Annotated in this window: 18 protein-coding genes; 10 read left to right on the forward strand and 8 right to left on the reverse strand. The window is 72.5% G+C overall.

Annotated elements, in window-relative coordinates; all coding sequences use genetic code 11:
- Position 1: 1 nt before the first annotated feature.
- Positions 2-412 carry a cupin domain-containing protein gene (locus tag HNR19_RS08090; RefSeq protein WP_179667437.1) on the reverse strand — a complete coding sequence of 137 codons (411 nt, stop codon included), beginning with the start codon at positions 410-412 and terminating at the stop codon, positions 2-4.
- 101 nt (positions 413-513) lie between these two features.
- Between HNR19_RS08090 and HNR19_RS08095 the strand changes: the two genes are divergently transcribed.
- The 7 genes from HNR19_RS08095 (at position 514) to era (ending at position 9,388) form a co-directional block, all read left to right on the forward strand.
- The gene (locus HNR19_RS08095) at positions 514-3,693 is read left to right on the forward strand and encodes a BTAD domain-containing putative transcriptional regulator (RefSeq protein WP_179667438.1); all 3,180 of its coding nucleotides are present in this window, start codon (positions 514-516) and stop codon (positions 3,691-3,693) included.
- 87 nt (positions 3,694-3,780) lie between these two features.
- The gene (locus HNR19_RS08100) at positions 3,781-4,443 is read left to right on the forward strand and encodes a hypothetical protein (RefSeq protein ID WP_179667439.1); all 663 of its coding nucleotides are present in this window, start codon (positions 3,781-3,783) and stop codon (positions 4,441-4,443) included.
- Positions 4,440-4,808: a cytidine/deoxycytidylate deaminase family protein gene (locus tag HNR19_RS08105; protein ID WP_179667440.1), complete on the forward strand. Its 369-nt coding sequence runs from the start codon at positions 4,440-4,442 to the stop codon at positions 4,806-4,808. Before HNR19_RS08100 ends, HNR19_RS08105 begins: the two co-directional genes overlap by 4 nt.
- Before the next feature lie 34 nt (positions 4,809-4,842).
- Positions 4,843-6,228 carry an FAD-binding oxidoreductase gene (locus tag HNR19_RS08110; RefSeq protein WP_179667441.1) on the forward strand — a complete coding sequence of 462 codons (1,386 nt, stop codon included), beginning with the start codon at positions 4,843-4,845 and terminating at the stop codon, positions 6,226-6,228.
- On the forward strand, positions 6,225-7,520 hold the full coding sequence (locus HNR19_RS08115) for an SAM-dependent methyltransferase (RefSeq protein ID WP_179667442.1): 1,296 nt from the start codon (positions 6,225-6,227) through the stop codon (positions 7,518-7,520). Before HNR19_RS08110 ends, HNR19_RS08115 begins: the two co-directional genes overlap by 4 nt.
- A gap of 24 nt (positions 7,521-7,544) precedes the next feature.
- Positions 7,545-8,354: an SIP domain-containing protein gene (locus HNR19_RS08120; protein WP_179667443.1), complete on the forward strand. Its 810-nt coding sequence runs from the start codon at positions 7,545-7,547 to the stop codon at positions 8,352-8,354.
- Positions 8,351-9,388, forward strand: a complete 1,038-nt coding sequence (era, locus tag HNR19_RS08125) for a GTPase Era (protein ID WP_425490651.1) — start codon at positions 8,351-8,353, stop codon at positions 9,386-9,388. The genes HNR19_RS08120 and era overlap by 4 nt, the downstream gene beginning before the upstream one ends.
- A 243-nt stretch (positions 9,389-9,631) precedes the next feature.
- Here the strand turns inward: era and HNR19_RS08130 are convergent, their stop codons facing one another.
- From HNR19_RS08130 to HNR19_RS08145, 4 genes are all read right to left on the reverse strand, one after another.
- Positions 9,632-10,468 (reverse strand): septum formation family protein, encoded by an 837-nt coding sequence (locus HNR19_RS08130; RefSeq protein WP_179667444.1) that lies wholly within the window; start codon positions 10,466-10,468, stop codon positions 9,632-9,634.
- Positions 10,465-11,286: a septum formation family protein gene (locus tag HNR19_RS08135; protein ID WP_179667445.1), complete on the reverse strand. Its 822-nt coding sequence runs from the start codon at positions 11,284-11,286 to the stop codon at positions 10,465-10,467. Before HNR19_RS08135 ends, HNR19_RS08130 begins: the two co-directional genes overlap by 4 nt.
- An 86-nt stretch (positions 11,287-11,372) precedes the next feature.
- The gene (locus HNR19_RS08140) at positions 11,373-12,803 is read right to left on the reverse strand and encodes a YncE family protein (RefSeq protein ID WP_179667446.1); all 1,431 of its coding nucleotides are present in this window, start codon (positions 12,801-12,803) and stop codon (positions 11,373-11,375) included.
- A gap of 40 nt (positions 12,804-12,843) precedes the next feature.
- The gene (locus tag HNR19_RS08145; protein ID WP_179667447.1) at positions 12,844-13,341 is read right to left on the reverse strand and encodes a flavodoxin family protein; all 498 of its coding nucleotides are present in this window, start codon (positions 13,339-13,341) and stop codon (positions 12,844-12,846) included.
- A 155-nt stretch (positions 13,342-13,496) separates the two neighbouring features.
- On the opposite strand from HNR19_RS08145, the gene leuA reads away from it, so the two are divergent.
- Entirely contained in the window at positions 13,497-15,221 is a 1,725-nt protein-coding gene (gene leuA / locus HNR19_RS08150; RefSeq protein WP_179667448.1) for a 2-isopropylmalate synthase, read from the forward strand.
- Between the two features lie 59 nt (positions 15,222-15,280).
- On the opposite strand, the gene HNR19_RS08155 is transcribed toward leuA, so the two are convergent.
- A complete protein-coding gene (locus tag HNR19_RS08155) occupies positions 15,281-15,901 on the reverse strand; it encodes a hypothetical protein (protein WP_179667449.1) in 621 nt (206 codons plus the stop codon).
- Positions 15,898-16,485 carry an RNA polymerase sigma factor gene (locus HNR19_RS08160; protein WP_179667450.1) on the reverse strand — a complete coding sequence of 196 codons (588 nt, stop codon included), beginning with the start codon at positions 16,483-16,485 and terminating at the stop codon, positions 15,898-15,900. Before HNR19_RS08160 ends, HNR19_RS08155 begins: the two co-directional genes overlap by 4 nt.
- A 70-nt stretch (positions 16,486-16,555) precedes the next feature.
- Here HNR19_RS08160 and HNR19_RS08165 point away from each other — a divergent pair, with 70 nt between their 5' ends.
- A complete protein-coding gene (locus tag HNR19_RS08165) occupies positions 16,556-17,434 on the forward strand; it encodes an alpha/beta fold hydrolase (protein ID WP_218910186.1) in 879 nt (292 codons plus the stop codon).
- A 15-nt stretch (positions 17,435-17,449) separates the two neighbouring features.
- Here HNR19_RS08165 and HNR19_RS08170 read toward each other — a convergent pair whose 3' ends face one another.
- On the reverse strand, positions 17,450-18,289 hold the full coding sequence (locus tag HNR19_RS08170) for an ion transporter (protein WP_218910187.1): 840 nt from the start codon (positions 18,287-18,289) through the stop codon (positions 17,450-17,452).
- A gap of 17 nt (positions 18,290-18,306) precedes the next feature.
- Here HNR19_RS08170 and recO point away from each other — a divergent pair, with 17 nt between their 5' ends.
- On the forward strand, positions 18,307-19,059 hold the full coding sequence (gene recO / locus HNR19_RS08175) for a DNA repair protein RecO (protein ID WP_179667451.1): 753 nt from the start codon (positions 18,307-18,309) through the stop codon (positions 19,057-19,059).
- The last annotated feature ends 4 nt before the right edge of the window (positions 19,060-19,063 follow it).

The raw sequence follows: 19,063 nt of genomic DNA on the forward strand, positions 1-19,063 counted from the left end.
CTCATCGCAGGTGCACGTTCACCCCGTGGTCCAGCGCGATGCCGAGCGTCGTCACCGGATCCAGGTCCGGTACGGCGACCGCGGCCAACCAGGCCTCGGCGCCCGCTGGCGTGACGACCACCGTCGCCCGCGACGGCTCGAGCGCGCGCACCGCGAGCCGGTGGCCACGCGGGACGAAGACCAGGTCGTCCGGCCCGGCGTCGTACTCCTCCTCGCCGACCCTCATCCGGACCGCTCCCGACGTGACCACGAGTGCCCGGTCGGCGCGGACCATCGTGTGCGGCGGCGGCTCGGTGCCGGGCGCCCAGGTGCACGCGACGACGCCGAGGACGCCGCCGGTGCGGACGCTGTCGGCGAGCACGGCGAACGGCTCTCCGGGACCGAGACGGACGACGAACGGGGCAGGGCTCATGCGGACACCGTGACCCGGACCGCTGGCCACCCGCTGGTGCGGCTCTGGTGCGACCTTGCGAATAGTCCGCGCGCACCGGAGCGCCGCCCTAGCATGCGGACGTGCTGCTGGTCGGGGTCCTCGGACCCGCCTCCGTGATCCCGGCCGAGGGAGAGCCGGTCGAGATCGCCGCGCGCAGGCAGGCGGAGGTGCTCGCGGTCCTCGCGGCGCACCGCGGCCGGCAGGTCAGCGCCGAGACGATCGCCGACCTGGTCTGGCGCGGAGCACCCCCGTCCTCAGCTGCCGTCACGCTCCAGGGCTACGTCTCGCGACTGCGGCAGGTGCTCGAGCCCGACCGGGCCCTGCGGGGCGCCGGCACCGCCCTGGTCACCACCGGAGACGGCTACCGGCTGGGCCTCGAGACCGACGTCGACCGGTTCGAGGCCGCGGTCGCCGAGGCGCGGGAGATCGCCCGCGAGCGGCCGCTCGCGGCCGCCGAGCTGCTGGCCCGGGCGCTGGATCTGTGGCGCGGGCCGGCGTACGCCGACGTGCGCGACCTCGCCGACCTCGCCCCGGAGGTGGAGCGCGTCGACGAGATGCACGCCGTCGCCCAGGAGCTGCGCGGGCAGGCGCTGCTCGACGCCGGCAAGGACGCCGAGGTGGTGCCGGAGCTGCGGCGGATGGTCGTCGAGCACCCGCTGCGGGAGCGCACTCACGCGCTGCTCGCGATCGCCCTGTTCCGCAGCGGCCGCCAGGCGGACGCACTCGCCGTCCTCCGCGAGCTGCGCGAGCGGCTCGTCGACGAGCTCGGCGTCGACCCCGGCCCGGACATCGCCGAGCTCGAGCAGCGGCTGCTGAAGCAGGACCCGGGCCTGATGCCGCGCCGGCCGGTGGGTGCCGCCACGACCTCGGCGGCCGACGGGTTCGCCGGCCGTGAGGCCGAGCTCGCCGCGCTCGACGCTGCCTTCCGGCGCGCCGCGGACGGGCAGCTGGCCACCGCGGTGGTGCGCGGAGAGCCCGGGATCGGCAAGACCACACTGGTGCAGCGGTTCACGACCGGCGCCCCGCGAGCCGCCGGTGCCGACGTGCGGTGGGGACGCTGCCCGGCGGCGGCCGGCGCCCCGGCGTACTGGCCCTGGGTACAGGTCCTCGGCGGCCTGCCCGACGTCGACGGCGACCGGGAGTCGGCGCGGTTCGCGCTGGGGCTCGACCTGGCGCGGCGGCTGGAGGAGCTGGCAGGCGAGCGCGGCGGAGTGGTCGTGCTCGACGACGCGCAGTGGGCCGACGCCGACTCGCTGGTCGTGCTCGAGGTGGCGTTGGAGGCGCTCGCGTCCGCACGTCTGCTGCTCGTGCTCACCGCCCGGGACGAGGAGCCGCGGGCGCCCGAGGAGCTCGACCGGGTGCTGGGGGCGCTTGCACGGCGGCCGGGCCATCTCGACCTCCGGCTCGCCGGGCTGACCGCCGACGAGGCGGCAGGCCTCCTCGTCGGTACGGCGCCGGAGCAGGCGCAGCGGCTGGTCGAGCGTGCCGGCGGCAACCCGTTCTTCCTGCGATCGCTTGCGGCGCTCGACGCCGGCGCGGGCGTGCCCGACAGCGTCCGCGACACCGTGCGGCGGCGCATCGGCGCGCTCCCGGCCGGCGGGGCGGAGCTGATGGACGTGCTCGCGCTCGCCAGCCGCGACGTACCGCTCGCCGTGGTCGCCTCGGCCGTCGGCCTGTCCCTGGACGGGCTCGAGGAGCCGCTGGCCGCCGCGCTGCGGGCTGGGCTGCTGGAGGAGCCGGGACCCGGACGGCTCCGGGTGGCGCACGACATCGTCCGCGAGTCCGTCGAGTCGGCGCTGACGCCGGTCGCGCGCCGCGACCTGCACCGCCGGCTCGCCGACGCGTTCGCCAGCCTGGGTCTCGACGCGGGGGCGGTGGTGGCCGAGCACCGGCTCGCCGCCGCATCGGGGGAGCGGGACGACGTCGCCGCACGCGCGGCCCTCGCCGCGGCCAGCGACGCGCTGGCGAGCGCCGCCCTCGGGGAGGCGCGGGACCTGGCTCGCCGCGGCCTCGCGGCGACGGAGGAGAGCGAGATCCGCTCAGGTCTGCTGCGGGTGGCCGGGGTCGCGGCCCGGCGCCTCGGGCACCTCGAGGAGAGCGAGCGGGACTTCCGTGCGGCCGCGGAGATCGCGCGCGCGGACGACGACTGGGTCCGGTTCGCCGAGATCGCCCTGGAGTCGGCGCCCGGCGGGGTGGGCGGCTTCTGGGCGCTCTTCGCGCTGCCGTTCCTCGGCGCCTCCCCGCTGCTCTCCGAGGCGCTGGCCCGGCTGGACGACGTCCCCGCCGCGCTGAGCGCTCGGCTGCTGGCGGCGAGCGCGACGCTGGACGCTGGCAACGGGACGCCCGGCGCGCGCGAGCTCGCGGAGCGGGCGCTGACCGAGGCCGACGGCGACCGGGACGCCCGGGCCCGTGCGCTCATCGCATGGGTGATCGCGACCTGGACGCCGGACCAGGCCGAGGCGCGGCTGGCTGCGATCGAGGAGCTGCTCACCCTCGCGGCCCATGACGCCGCCCTCGAGGCCACCGCCCACCACCTGCACCGCAGCGTCCTGCTCGAGCTCGGCCGCACCGCCGACCACGCCCGGGCGGTCCGGGCGTTCGACGCCGTCGTCGCGCGGGAGCGCGACCCCGACCTCCAGCTGCTCGACACGTGGTGGCAGGTCGGGCGCCTGGTGTCCTGCGGCGATCGTGACCGCGCCCGGCAGCTCGCGGCCGAGGCCGAGTGGGCGTCGACGACGGTCTCGCCGCTCGCGGCAGCGGTGGACCGGGCCTCGCGGGCAACGATCGACGGCATCGCCGCGTGGCACGACGGGCGACTGATCGACGCGGTCCCGGAGGCGATGGACCTCGCCGCGGACGTCGACCCCGACTTCCTGCTCGTCGTCGCGCTCGCCCACGCCGAGGCGGGCAACCGGGAGGTGGCGATCCCCGCGATCGACCGGCTCCTGGCTGCCCCCGCGGAGGGGCACCGTCTCGTTCCCCGCACCCTGATGCTCTCCGAGGCCCTGGTGGCCCTCGGTGACGGCGAGCGGCTCGCGGGACTGGTGCCGGTCCTGCGGTCGTGGGGCGACCGGATCGTGGTCCAGCTCCCCGGCGACATCTGCATGGGCCCGGCAGCGCTCTACCTCGGCAGCGCCCTCGCCGTCGTCGGCGAGCGCGCCGAGGCGCGACGGCTGCTGGAGCAGGCGGTCACCCAGGCGGAGGCGGTCGGCGTCACGCCGTACGCCGAGCGGGCCCGCCGGCGTCTGGCAGCCCTCTGACCAGCGGAGCACCAGCAGGCCACCAGCGGCTCGGTCGAACGTGGGGACCACGGCGCAGCTGCGCACCCACGACCCCAGGAGATCGACATGGACCCCCGGACCCTCCGCCGGCTCAGCGGCATCGCGCTGCTCCTCGCCGGTCCGCTCTGCCTGCTCGGCGGCATGCTCCATCCCGTCGTCGACGGCCACGCCCACGACGCCGAGGCGCTGCTGAGCGACCACGCCGTCGGCTCGATCGCGCTCCTCGCCGGGGAGTCGTTGCTGATCCTCGGCCTGCCCGGCGTCTACGGCTGGCTCGCGCCGCGCCTCGGCGTGACCGGGCTGGTCGGCTTCGTGCTCTACGTGCTCGGCAACGCGCTCAACGCCATCCCGCACCTGGTCATCATGGGCTTCGCCGGCCACGAGCTGGCCGAGCACCACCCCGACGTGATCGCCGACGGCGACGTGATCCTCCCGGGTGCTGCGTTCGAGGCCGAGCAGGTCGCCACGGCGCTGATGTTCCTGGTCGGGCTGGTGCTCCTCGGTATCGCGATCGTGCGCGCGACCGGGCGGCCCCGCTGGGTCGGCGTGCTCGGCGTCGCGGGCGCCGCGCTCCCGTTCTTCCCACTGCCCGTCGCGCCCGTCGTCACCGGGGTCCAGATCGAGCTGCTGCGCGCGGCGTTCGTGGCCGTGCTCGGCGCACTCGCGCTCCGCTCGCTGCGGACGGGCCCGACCGCTCGGACGGAGGCGCCTGAGATCATGACGGCATGACTGACTCGCCGGCCGCCGGCATCTCGGCGGAGGACAAGAAGCTCGTCACGCTGGCCCGCGCCACCCGCGCCCGGATCGGCGCCGCCGAGGGCGCGGCGGCGCGGGACACCGACGGCCGCACCTACGCCGCGGCGACGGTCGACCTGCCGTCGCTGCGGCTCTCGGCCGTGCAGGCGTGCGTGGCGATGGCCGTGGCGTCGGGCTCGACGGGGGTCGACGCCGTGGTCGTGCTCGGAGAGGGTGGTGCGCTCGCCGAGGCCGACCGCGCCGTACTGGCCGACTTCCCGGGCACCTCCGGGGTGCTCGTCCACCTCGGGGACGCGCGCGGCACGCTGTCGGGATCCCTCTCCGTCGAAAACCGTTAACACCGGTGTCCCCGGCCGGGGGTAGGTTTTCCGCATGTCCCCACGTGCCCGAGAGGAGCACGAGCGGGCCGTAGCGCGGCTCGCGGCGTCCTACGCCGCGATCCCGGCGGGGGAGCCGGTCCGACTCGCGAAGCAGACCACCAACTTGTTCCGCGCCCGCGCGGCCCATGCCACACCTGGCCTCGACGTCAGCGGCCTCACCGGCGTCATCGGCGTCGACGCCGAGCAGCGCACAGCCGACGTGCAGGGCATGTGCACCTACGAGGACCTCGTCGACGCCACCCTGCCCTACGGCCTGATCCCGTACGTCGTGCCGCAGCTGCGCACGATCACCCTCGGCGGGGCGGTGACCGGGCTCGGCATCGAGGCCACCAGCTTCCGCAACGGGCTCCCGCACGAGTCCGTGGTGGAGATGGACGTGTTCACCGGTGCCGGCGAGGTGGTCACCACCCATCCCGGTGACGCCCTGTTCGACGCCTTCCCCAACTCCTACGGGAGCCTCGGCTACGCGACCCGGCTCCGGATCATGCTGGAGCCGGTGCCGTCGTACGTCGCGCTCCGGCACCTGCGGTTCGACGACGCCGGGCTGCTCGCGAAGACGATGGACGACATCACCCACACGCGCGAGCACGACGGCCAGCGCGTCGACGGGCTCGACGGCGTGGCGTTCGCGCCGGGGGAGTACTACCTGACCCTCGCCCGCTGGACCGACGAGCTCGAGGGCGAGCCCACCGACTACACCGGGCAGCAGGTCTTCTACCGCTCCATCCGCGAGCGCGAGACCGACCTGCTGACGATCCACGACTACCTGTGGCGGTGGGACACCGACTGGTTCTGGTGCTCCGGCGCGTTCGGCGCGCAGCACCCGGTCGTCCGCCGGCTGTGGCCGCGGCGCTACCGCCGCTCCGACGTCTACATGCGGCTGCTCGGCCTCGACCGGAAGTACGCGATCGCCGACCGGCTCGACCGCCGTGCGGGGCGGCCGCTGCGTGAGCGGGTCGTGCAGGACGTCGAGGTGCCGGTCGAGCGGCTCGCCGAGTTCCTCGACTGGTTCGACGCCGAGGTCGGCATGCGCCCGGTCTGGCTGTGCCCGCTCGTCGCGCGCGGCTCCGGCGGGGCCGAAGGCGCCGGGACCCCGTGGACGGCGTACCCGCTCGAGCCCGGGCGCACCTACGTCAACGCCGGCTTCTGGGGCACCGTCCACGTCGGCCCCGAGGCCGTGCACGCGCCCACCAACCGGGCGATCGAGGCGAAGGTCCACGAGCTCGGCGGCCACAAGTCGCTCTACTCCGAGGCCTTCTACGACCGCGAGACCTTCGACCGCCTCTACAACGGCGACGCGCTCGCCGCGGTGAAGCGGCGCTACGACCCCGACGACCGACTGACCAACCTCTTCGACAAGGCGGTGCGCAGCAGATGACAACCCCCCGAGGCATCGCGCCGACGATCGCGTCCCTCTTCCGCGGCGGCGTCCCCCTCTGGATCAAGGCCTACGACGGCAGCGAGGCCGGCGCGCTCGACCAGCCCTACGGACTGGAGATCGCCACCGAGCGCGCCCTGTCCTACCTGATGACGGCGCCGGGTGACCTCGGCCTGGCGCGGGCGTACGTCGCCGGCGACCTGGTGCTGCACGGCGCCCACCCCGGCGACCCCTACGAGGCGTTCCGGCTCCTCAAGGACCACACCGGGTTCCGCACGCCCCGGCCGGCCGAGGCGATCGCGATCGTCCGCGAGCTCGGCGTCAGCCACCTCGTGCCGCCCCCGCCGCCGCCCCAGGAGCACATGCCCGCCTGGCGGCACCGGATGGAGGGCCTGCGCGCCATGGCGAAGTGGGGGCGCCACTCGCAGGAGCGCGACGCCGACGCGATCCACCACCACTACGACGTCTCCAACCGGTTCTACGAGATGGTCCTCGGGCCGTCGATGACCTACACCTGCGCGGTCTACCCGACCGACGACGCCACGCTCGAGGAGGCGCAGGAGCACAAGTACGACCTCGTGTGCCGCAAGCTCGACCTCCAGCCCGGCCAGCGGCTGCTCGACCTCGGCTGCGGCTGGGGCGGGATGGTCCGCCACGCCGCCAAGCACTACGGCGTCAAGGCGCTCGGCGTCACCCTCTCGCGCGAGCAGGCCACCTGGGCGCAGCAGCGGATCAAGGAGGAGCGGCTCGACGACGTCGCGGAGGTGCGCTTCTCCGACTACCGCGACATCCCGGAGACGGGGTTCGACGCGGTCAGCTCGATCGGGCTGACCGAGCACATCGGGGTGGCCAACTACCCGGCCTACTTCGGTTTCGTGCGTGACCGGCTCAAGCCGTACGGGCGGCTGCTCAACCACTGCATCACCCGGCACGACAACGCCGACCGGTCGACCGGCGCGTTCATCGACCGCTACGTCTTCCCCGACGGCGAGCTGATCGGCTCCGGCACGATCGTGCGCGCGATCGAGGACGCGGGCCTCGAGGTGCAGCACCACGAGAACTTCCGCACCCACTACGCGCGGACCCTCGCGGGCTGGTGCCGCAACCTCGAGGACAACTGGGACGAGTGCGTCGCCGAGACCGACGAGGGCACGGCCCGGGTGTGGGGCCTCTACATGGCCGGCTCGCGGATCGCGTTCGAGCGCAACGAGATCCAGCTGCACCACGTGCTCGCGACCAAGACGGTCGACGGGGAGAGCGGCTACCCGCTGCGCCACGAGTTCGGGGTGTAGCGCGCCGCTCGATAGCCTTGACCGGTGAGCACCCGGGCCGAGGAGTACGTCGCCGACGTCCTGCGTCGTGAGCAGCTGACGCCGCACCTGGTGCGGCTGACCCTGGGGGGCGACGGGCTGGCCGGCTTCACGTCGACCGGGATCCCCGACGAGTGGATCGGCCTGGTCGTGCCCGGCCAGTTCCAGAGCCGCTACTACACGGTGCGCTCCTGGGACGGCTCCGAGCTGGTGCTCGACGTGGTCGTCCACGACGTCGGTCTGGTGACCGAGTGGGCGAGCGGCGACTGCGTCGGCGACCGGGTCACGATCACCGCGCCCAAGGGATCGTTCGCGATGCCCGATGACGCGCAGTGGCTGCTGCTCGTCGGCGACCTGACGGCGCTGCCCGCGATGGCCCGGATCGCACACGAGCGCGCGGGCGCCGTACCGACCCGGATCGTGGCCGAGGTGCCTGACGACCCCGAGCAGCTCTCCGGCTACCTGCCCGCCGACCTGGATGTGACGTGGCACGAGCCCCCGGTGGTCGAGGAGGCCCCCCGGGGCCGTCACGAGACCAGCCGATTGGCCGAGCTCGTCGAGTCGACGGAGTGGCCCGAGGGAGCCGGGTACTTCTGGATGGCCGGCGAGTCCGCGCAGATGCGGGCGATCCGCAAGCACCTGATGCGCGTGGTGAAGCTGCCGAGCAGCCACTACGACGTGATGGGCTACTGGCGCGCCGTCGAGGCCCGCCAGCCGCGGCGGGTCGATCCCGGGCCGATCTGGCGGGCCGGCAAGGCAGCGGGCAAGACCGACGAGCAGATCTGGGCGGACTACGACGAGGCGGCGCAGCAGTGAGCAGGGACTTCGACCACGAGGGCGAGGACTTCGACGACGAGCTCGACGAGGACTTCGACGAGGACTTCGGCGACCTGCCCGCGCCCGCCGGCCTGGACTTCGACCCCACCAAGACACCTGAGGGCTATCGCAGCGGGTTCGCCTGCTTCGTCGGCCGCCCCAACGCCGGCAAGTCGACGCTGACCAACGCCCTCGTCGGCCAGAAGATCGTCATCACCTCCGACAAGCCGCAGACCACCCGCACGGTCGTGCGCGGGATCGTGCATCGCCCCGACGGCCAGCTGGTGCTGGTCGACACCCCCGGGCTGCACCGGCCGCGCACGCTCTTGGGGGAGCGGCTCAACGACCTGGTGATGACGACCTGGTCCGAGGTCGACGTCGTCGCCGTCTGCTTCCCGGCCGACGAGAAGATCGGCCCCGGCGACCGGTTCATCGTCAACGAGCTGGCGAAGATCCGCCGTACGACGAAGATCGCCGTCGCGACCAAGACCGACCTCGCCTCCCCGGAGCGGATCGCCGAGCATCTCCTCGACATCACCGCGCTCGGCCGAGAGACCGACACCGACTGGGCGGAGATCGTGCCGGTGTCGTCGGTCGCCGGCGACCAGATCGAGCTGCTCGGCGACCTGCTGATCGCGCAGATGCCGGAGGGGCCGCCGCTCTACCCCGACGGCGACCTCACCGACGCCCCCGAGGAGATCCTGGTCGCGGAGCTCATCCGCGAGGCCGCCCTCGACGGGGTGCGCGACGAGCTGCCCCACTCGATCGCCGTCGTCGTCGAGGAGATGGGCCTGCGGGAGGGGCGCCCCGACGACAAGCCCCTGCTCGACATCCACGCCAACCTCTACGTCGAGCGCGACTCCCAGAAGGGCATCGTCATCGGCCACCGCGGCTCCCGCCTGCGCGAGGTCGGCACCACGGCGCGCAAGCAGATCTCCTCGCTGCTCGGCACGCCCGTCTACCTCGACCTGCACGTCAAGGTCGCCAAGGACTGGCAGCGCGATCCCCGCCAGCTCCGCAAGCTCGGTTTCTGACGGTCTTTCCGGCGAATCCGCCCTCATGGTTCGCCGAATCCGCCCTCATGGTTCGTTGAATCCGCCCTCATGGTTCGCCGAATCGCCCTCGATGGCTTGGCGAGTCGACCAGCGTGGTCGCGCCGCGATGGTCCCTCGACCGCCCGCAACCAACGCGGGTGAATCGACCGACCACGAGGGCGGATTCGACCGACCACGAGGGCGGATTCGACCGACCACGAGGGCGGATTCGGCAAGGGGCGATCAGTCCGCGGGAGCCCAGCAGCGGCCGAACTGCTGACCCATGTCCCACTGCTCCTGGGTGGGCCACTCGTAGCCCCAGTCGAACTCGAGCGGGTCGGGAGCGACGTCGAGGGCGGCGTTCTCGCACTGGACCTGGCCGCGCTCCTCGGCGGCCGCCTCGCCGGGGTAGTCGACCTTGGCCTCGAAGGTGACGACGTCGATGGCGCGCCAGGTGTGGTCCTCGGAGCAGGGGACGCGCTCGAAGCCTCGAGCGTCGGGTGCGGCGGTGCCGCACATCGCGTAGGCCTCCTGGCCCTGCTGCCGGTCGAGCACGCCCTCGAGGCTGCCGGTGACCTCCGTCAGCGAGGAGGAGCCGCCGACCACGACCACGTCGCAGCGGTACCAGTCCTCCCCGGCGTCGGACTCCTCGACGGTGGGGGTGAACCAGACGGCTCGGAGCATGCTGAGCCGAAGTGCGTCGGCGTCACCGCCGACGAAGGCCGGCAGCTCCGCCGGGCAGGTCTCCGCCACCTGGGCCTGGACGCGGTCGGAGTCCACCGCGACGAGGTGGCCGTCGACCACGGTGTCGAGGCGGCCGACGGCGTACGTCTCGGCGGTGTGCGGCCGCTCGCAGGGGACGGGGCGCCGCTGGCTGGTCGGAGCCAGCGCCTGCTCGAACCCGAGCCGGTAGCAGGCGCCGTCCTCGGGCGGCGGGGGTGGCGGCTCGGCGGTCGGCGGGGGAGTCGGCTCGGCGGGCTTCGGCTCGGCCTCCGGCTCCGAGGTGCAGCCGGCCGCGAGCAGGCCGACCACGACCAGGCCGCCCAGGGCGCGACCCGCGGCGTTGCCCCACGCGGTCATTCCGTCGTCTTCGCCCAGCAGACCGAGCGCCGGTTGCCCGCGTCCCACTCCGCCTCGTGGAAGTAGGTGTAGGCGAACTCGAACGAGGCGGGGTAGCCCAGCCAGGCCTGGACGGCGATCCGGCACTGCGCGTCGGTGCGGCTCGCGACGACCTGGTCGCCGGGATACTCGTCTCCCGGCACGCCGACCTTGATCGCGCTCACGGCGCGCCAGTCGTGCTGCTGGGAGCACGGGACCTTCTCGGTCTGCTCGAACACCGGGCCCCGGGCGCACACCAGCCACTTGTCCTCGGGGAGGCCGAGCAGCAACCCCTCCGCGGTCTTCGGGAGCGGCACGTAGGCCTCGCTGGTCGCCGTACCGCCCACCACGTCGCAGCGGAACCAGCGCGCTCCGTCGTCCCAGGCCTGCTCGGACGGGCGGAACCACGCCCAGCTGACGATCGTGCGCAGCACCAGGCTCTCGTCGGCGCCGACGAACTCGGCGAACCGCTTCGAGCAGGTCGTGTAGGCGTGCTGGCCGACGGCCTCGTCGTCGTAGGCGGCGTCGTCGAACTTGGCGGGGAGCTCGCCGACGTGGAACGTCTGCGCGGTGTGCCGCGCCCCGCAGTCGACGGTCTTGGTCGCGTTGGCGGCCTGCTCGACGTCGGTCGGCGCGAGCACCCGGCACGCGCCGAGCGTCGGCGGCTCGGTCGAGTCGACGAGGTCGGGGTCCACGTTGTCGCCCTGCGGCTCGCTGCCACAGGCGGTGAGGGCGAGGCCGAGGACGACGACGGCCGCGGCCGCCCGGAGCCGCTGCGCGACGGCGCGTCGGTGCGTCATCGCTCTCCCCACTTCAAGTCTGGGCCGGTCAGGTGCTCAGTACAGCGGCGATCGTAGCGCCCGATCCGCACCGAGACCCCGGGTGCTCAGCGATCTCTCTTCAGTTGCAGGAGCGGCGAGGCCACGTAGTCGCCCTGATCCACAATCAGACCTTCGATCATTAGTCGTCCGTCGTCATCGGTCATGCGAAGCGCGGTGCGGCCTCGGCCCTCCTCATCCAGTTTGATCCACCGGGTGATGACCGAGAAGCCAGGGTCCGGACCGGCTTTGACGAGGACGCGACGATCAGGAATCGACGGCCCCCGGAAGCGGGCGCGGACGATGATCCGTTCGCCCGTCGCATACCGATCACGCGGCGTGGAGAGCGTCAGGTGACTCGCCGGACGAGGAGTGATCACGTGCAGCACTCCGGCCCGTGGCCAGAGACCGTTGTCGAAGCTCAACTCGTAGAGCTTTTTCTTTCCGAACTCCAGCGAGTTCTCCACCGCCCGCCGCTCGTGGTTGTACCAGCGGAGAGTCTTGGTCGATCCGCTTCGGAAGATTCTGGCGTCCCAATACGCGATCGACCCCGAAGCAACGAGTCCGTCTGACCGCGCGGTGATCGTCGTCAGGTCCTCGCCATCGTTGAGGTACTCCCACTTGCCCGCGAAGCAGGGGTAGCCAGGGGCGAGCTTGAGGTTGGACGCCGCGAAACTCCATCCGCCCTGGTTGACAACCACATCGCGCCCGGGAACGTAGGCGATGTCGCGGAGCAGCCGGGCCATGCTGCACGAGTCGTCCCGCGAACCGGGTGTCTCGTTGCCGGCGTTCTCAACGTTGCGGCTCGCGCGCAGGCTCAACTCGGGAGGCGTGGATGACGTGAGGTCGTGCGCGCTCAGGCTGTAGCCGCTCGCGACGAACAGCGTGGAAGTGGTCGGATCGACGGCGAGGTCGCTGTACGTTCCGATATCCGGGGAAAGAGCCGTGACGTCTCCCGTGTCCGGATCGAGCGCATACAGTCCGTCGCCGCCAATGCCCGGACAAGACGTCGTGTAGAAGACGAGGCCTTCGAGGGTGGTCATCTCCCACGGACAGCCGGGCACATCCTGGACCTGTCCGACGGTGCCGACCCAAGCGGGCTCACTCGGTAGTGGATGCGTCTCGACTATCTCGAGGGTCGCGATGTCGACCTCGGCGATCGTCGCCGTCGATTCCGGGTTGCTCGCACGCTCCCACCCACCGACGTACAGGGTGGACTTGTCAGCAGAGACAGCCAGCGCACCATTGCCTGCGACGTCAGGAAGGGTGCCGACGGGGACGCCTCTCAGATCGGTAACGAGGACCGTGTCGGACTTTCCCCTGCGTGAGATGAAGATTCGGTCGTGCTTCTCGACCACGGCCATGTCATGAAAGCCGTTGAGGGTGATCCGGGAGCGGGTGTCCTCCGCAGCGGCCGGGGCGGCGGTGAGCGCACTGAAGAGTGTTGTCGCGGCGACCGCACACGCGACGATGGGCCGAGCAGCGGGGAGCATGGTCATGAAGTTCTCCTGTGGAGCCGAGCGCGCCAGGGCGCCCCGCCTAAGCGGCGAGCAGGACGGCGATCGTAGCGCCCAGCTCGTAGGCCGCAGCGGTGTGCTCGTCCTCGAGGTCGCCGAGCACCTCGAGGACGTCGTACGACTGCTTCCAGCCCAGCGCCCCGACGATCGACTGCACCGACCGTACGGCGCCGGTGAGGTCGTAGCGGCCGTGGACGTAGAGCCCGTAGGGACGGCCCTTCGTGCCTCCCTCGGACGCCGTGGGGTCGGCCGCGCCGGACGGGTCGAGCGCACCGCCGACCGCCAGGAACGTCGAGTCGAAGAAGTGCTTCAGCGCGCCGGACATGTAGCCGAAGTTGGCCGACGTGCCCAGCACGTAGCCGTCCGCGGCCAGCACGTCGTCGGCCGTCGCCTCCAGCGCCGGTCGGACGACGACCTCGACCCCTTCGATCGCCTCGTCCCCTGCGCCGGCGACCACGGCGTCGGTCAGCGCCCGCAGCGAGCGGCTGGGGGAGTGGTGGACGATGAGCAGTCGCGCCATCCCGTCAGGCTACGGGCTGCTAGAGTGTGGCCCGTCATGATGCGCGCGCTTCTTCTTAGCTGCCGCAGCGAGGTCTGAACCGTCCCGGCCGGACCCCCTCGCTGCGGAGTGCTGCTGCGCGACCGGCCGACTCCCGTTCGACCTCGAGGACTCTCATGACCACGATTCCCAGCCAGCAGCCCAGCGGCATGCCGTTCCACCGCTACACCGCCTTCGAGCCGGTGACCGTCCCCGACCGCACCTGGCCGGACCAGCGGATCACCCACGCACCCCGGTGGCTGTCCACCGACCTGCGCGACGGCAACCAGGCGCTCATCGACCCGATGAGTCCCGCGCGCAAGATGAAGATGTTCGAGCTCCTGGTCCGGATGGGCTACAAGGAGATCGAGGTCGGCTTCCCCGCCGCGAGCCAGACCGACTTCGACTTCGTGCGCCAGCTGGTCGAGGGCGACAAGATCCCCGACGACGTACGCGTCTCGGTGCTGACCCAGGCCCGTGAGGACCTGATCGCGCGGACCGTCGAGTCGCTCGTCGGCGCCGACAAGGCGACCGTCCACCTCTACAACGCCACCGCCCCGCTGTTCCAGCGCGTGGTCTTCAACGTGACCGAGGCCGAGTGCATCGGCATCGCGACCCGCGGCACCGAGTGGGTCATGAAGTACGCCGAGGAGCTGCTCGCGGGCACCGACTTCGGCTACCAGTACAGCCCGGAGATCTTCACCCAGACGCCCACCGACTTCGCGCTCGAGGTCTGCGAGCGGGTCTCCGACGTGTGGCAGCCGGAGGCGGGTCGCGAGATCATCCTCAACCTGCCGGCCACGGTCGAGATGTCGACGCCCAACACCTACGCCGACCAGATCGAGTACTTCTCCCGCGGCCTCACCCGTCGCGAGCACACGGCGATCAGCCTGCACCCGCACAACGACCGCGGCACCGCTGTCGCCGCCACCGAGCTGGCGCTGATGGCCGGCGCCGACCGGGTCGAGGGCTGCCTGTTCGGCCACGGCGAGCGCACGGGCAACGTCGACCTGGTCACGCTCGCGATGAACCTGTTCAGCCAGGGCATCGACCCCGAGGTCAACCTCTCCGACATCGACGAGATCCGCCGCACGGTCGAGTACTGCACCCAGCTGCCGGTCCACCCGCGGCACCCCTACGCGGGCGACCTGGTCTACACCGCCTTCTCGGGCTCCCACCAGGACGCCATCAAGAAGGGCCTGGAGGACCTCCAGCGGATCGCCGACGACGCCGGCAAGCCCGTCGACGAGATCCCGTGGGAGGCGCCGTACCTCCCGATCGACCCCAAGGACGTCGGCCGCACCTACGAGGCCGTGATCCGGGTCAACAGTCAGTCCGGCAAGGGTGGCGTCGCCTACGTGCTCAAGGCCGAGCACAGCCTCGACCTGCCGCGACGGGCGCAGATCGAGTTCAGCCGGGTCATCCAGCAGCACACCGACGCCCAGGGCGGGGAGGTCACCCCGGAGGAGATCTGGACGATCTTCAACAAGGAGTACCTCGAGCGCGAGGCGCCGTACTCCCTGGTCAGCTTCACCTCGACCACCGACGAGGAGGGCGACGACCAGCAGGAGGTCCGGATGGTCGTCCGCGGCGAGGAGCAGGCGTTCACCGGCCGCGGCAACGGCCCGGTCGCGGCGTTCGTCGACGGCATGCGCCAGGCCGGCGCCGACATCCGAGTGCTCGACTACGCCGAGCACGCGCTCAGCTCGGGCGGCGATGCGATGGCCGCGGCGTACGTCGAGTGCGAGATCGCCGGCGAGATCGTGTGGGGCATCGGCATCCACCACAACATCGTCACGGCCTCGCTCCGCGCCGTCGTCTGCGCCGCCAACCGCGCTCAGGCGACGACCATCCCGCACTGAGCCTCGGCACGACGTACGACGACGGCCCCGGATCGCTCCGGGGCCGTCGTCGCTTCCGGTCAGCAGTGCTGCTCGACCTGGACCATGATCCCCGCAGCGCCTTCGTCGCCGCTGGTGACGATCCGGATCGCGGCGTCGGAGTCGACGAAGTCGCTCGAGAGCGTGAAGGTGACGCCATCGCCGGACTGGTCGATCGCCACGCTCGACCGTTCGCGCTCCTGGGCGGACGGGACGCCGCCGCAGGGTGCGGCGGGGGGCTCTTCGGCGTCGCCCTCGCGGTGGGTGGTCGTGCCGCGCTCGTCGTCGGAGGACTCGGTGTCGAACGACTGCTCGCCCGAGCCGTCGCCTGGCGCCGGCGGCGTGATCGGATCGGCGGAGTAGTCGACCTCGGCATCGACACCCTGCTCGCGGAGCGCGGCCTCCAGTCCGTCGGCGTCCTCGAGGCTGGTGATGGTCACGACGACGTCGCCGTCGGACTGCGCGTCGACGGCGAACGCCGGGTCCGGGCGCAGCAAGAGCACGCCGGCCGTGGCGGCGATCGCAGTGCCGATGGCGGCGCCAGCGGCAAGACGGCGACGGAGTCCGGGCCGGGCGGGGCTGGGCCGGCGGGAGGCGACGTGGGCGCGGAGCTCGCCGAGCAGCGCGGTCTCGAAGCCGTCCAGGGGTGCGCGGGTGGTCATGGCTGTACCTCCAGGTTGAGCGCGGCCACCGCTTCGGCAAGCGGCGGACGCAGGTGGGTTTGGACGCGGGCCCGGCTGCGGTGCAGCCGGACCCGCGCGGTGGCCGGCTTCACCCCCAGCACGGCCGCCGCCTCGGAGACGGACAACCCGTCGAGAGCCACGAGCTCGATGAGCGCACGGTCGCGCTCCGGCACGGCGGCGAGGGCGGCGTACAGCTCCCGCGACTCGCGCTCCACGTCGATCCGCTCCTCGATCCGCGCCAGCGCATCGGCGTCGAGGAGCCGACGACCGGCGATCCGGCGCTCGGCCGTGCGGTGCCGTCGCTGTCGCCGGAACTCCGACGCCACGACGTTGCGTGCCACTCCCATCAGCCAGCCGCCCGGCGTCGCCCGGTCCGGGCGGTAGCCGCCGGCGCCGTCGATCGCGGCGACGAACACGTCGGCGGTCAGGTCGGCGGCCAGGTGCGGGTCGGCCACCCGGCGGGCCACGAAGCGCTGCACCGCGGGCAGGTGCTCGCGGTAGAAGGCCTCGAGGGCATCCGGGTCGTCCCCGATCCGGTGCACCTCGGTCTGGTCCTGTTCCATGCCCCTACTTGGTCGCAGGCCGTCCGGCGTTACATCCGGCCGCTGGATCCGCTCGTGCGATCATCGCACCATGACGGGTGCGCAACGGGTGCTGACCTCCGAGCGGATCGGGCAGCTGTTCGTGGAGAGCGAGCGCGGCCGCGACCGCCTCGAGTACACCGAGTACGGCGCCGGGGACGCCTGGGTGGTGCTGCTGCCCGGGCTGCTGATGCCGCGCCGGATGCACGACCACCTCGCGCGAGCCCTCGCCGGCGCGGGGGCGCACGTCGTCACCCTCGACCCGCTCGGTCACGGGCGCTCCGACAAGCCGGACGACCCGGTGGCCTACTCGGTCACGGAGTTCGCCGAGCAGGTCGTCGCGTTGCTCGACCACCTCGGCGCGCACCAGGCCGTCGTGGGCGGCACGTCGCTGGGGGCCAACGTCGCGCTCGAGGTGGCCGCGATCGCACCCGACCGGGTTCGGGGTCTGGTCGTCGAGATGCCTGTGCTCGACAACGCGCTCGAGGTCGCGATCGTCGCGTTCGCGCCGCTCCTGCTCACCGCCCGGGTCGCGCCGCTCGCGGTCTCCGGCCTGCGCGCGTTGACGCGGGCGGTGCCGCGCGGGGTCGTGCCGTGGTGGGTGGGCATCGGCCTCGACACCGTCGACCACCGCCCGGGCCCGCTGGCGGCGTACGTCCACGGCCTGTTCTTCGGTCGTACGGCGCCGCCGCTCAAGGAGCGGAGCCGGATCGCCGCGCCGATGCTCGTCGTCGGACACCCGCGCGACCCGCTGCACCCGGCGGCCGACGCGGAGCTGCTGGCCGAGCAGCTGCCGAACGCGACGTTCGAGCGGGCCGGCTCGATCCTGGAGTGGCGGCTGCGGCCCGAGCGCCTGGACCTGGTCGCGACCCGGTTCGTCCTGGACTGCTGGAAGCACCGCGACAACCGGCGCCGGGTGCGCAAGGCCTGACCGAGCCGCACCGGCTCAGCGCACGCCGACCTTCTCGACCTGCCGCTTGACGTCCTCGTGCATCTGCAGGCGGACGTTGGCGCGGAGCTCCGTCGCGGACTCCCGGATCGCGTCCGAGATCAGCTCCTGGACCCGCGGGTCGTCGAGCGCCCCCTCGGCGATCCGGAAGACCGTGTCGGCCACCAGCCGGACGATGTCGTCGTGGAACGGGACGTACTTGAGCTTCCCGGTGGCCTGGTCCTCCTTGATCAGGTCGAGGATCAGTGCGTCGAGCTCCTTGCGGTTCTCGTCGATCGCGGCGGCGACGTGGCGGGTGTAGTTGCCCGTCTGGATCACGGCGATGACCTCGTCGAGCACGGCGACGGTGACCGGCCGGCGGATGATGTCGACGATCGTGTCGGCGAAGCGGGTCACGAAGAACGCGGTCGCCCGGTCCCCGAACGCGCGGTCGGCGGCCCGTGCCAGCCGGACGAGGATGATCACGATCCGGATCAGCCGGAAGCTCCGGAACGCCGGGTGCGACAGCGGGATCATGCCGAGGATCTCGTACCAGTAGGTGCGCAGGAACCGCGCTCCCATGCGGGACCTGCGCCAGCGGTACAGGAACTCCACCGCGAAGACCCCGCAGATCACGTAGTCCGCGGTGACCACCTTGTCGGCGGTCTCCGGGTCGACGTCCCAGAACGTGATCCACGTCAGCAGGACCACCGAGACGATCGCCAGCAGCAGCATGACCCAGTCGACGAACGTCGTCGGCGGGGCTGCCGGCTTGCCCTCGGCACGACGCGGGCCGCTGCCGACGTACGGCGTCTCCGGGCCTGCGTCCGGGGTGGCGCGCTGATCTGTCGGTGCCATGACCGCACAATAGGTGGGTGCCACTTTTCCGTGACGAGGCGATCGTCCTCCGCACCCACAAGCTGGGCGAGGCCGACCGCATCATCACGCTGCTGACCCGCCGCCACGGCCGGATCCGCGCGGTGGCGAGAGGCGTGCGCCGCACGACGTCGCGCTGGGGGTCCCGGCTCGAGCCGTTCACGCACGTCGACCTGCAGCTCGCCGAGGGGCGCAATCTCGACGTCGTCACCCAGGCCGAGACCAAGGGCGCCTACGCCGCCGCCATCGGCAACGACTACGACCGCTACACCGCGGGCACCGCGATGCTCGAGACCGCCGAGCGACTCGTCGTCGAGGAGCGCGAGCCCGCCGTCCAGCAGTATCTGCTGCTGCTGGGCGCGATGCGGGCGATGGCGACGGGGGAGCGGCGCCCGGGCCACGTCCTCGACTCCTACTTCCTGCGCTCGCTCGCCGTCGCCGGCTACGCCCCGGCGCTGCACTCGTGCGCCCACTGCGGCCGCGAGCCCGGTGAGGGCGGCAGCACCGCCACCGCGCACCGCTGGTTCAACCCGTCGATGGGCGGCGTCCTCTGCTCGACCTGCCGGATCCCGGGATCGGCGAGCCCCGCCCCCGAGACGATGTCGATGATGGGCGCGCTGCTCGCCGGCGACTGGCCCCTCGTCGAGGCCGCCGACCCGCGCCACCAGCGCGAGGCGAGCGGCCTGGTCGCCGCCTTCGTGCAGTGGCAGCTGGAGCGCGGCCTGCGCTCGCTCGCCTACGTGGAGCGCTGAGCCG

This window comes from Nocardioides thalensis, assembly GCF_013410655.1.
GTDB lineage: Bacteria > Actinomycetota > Actinomycetes > Propionibacteriales > Nocardioidaceae > Nocardioides > Nocardioides thalensis.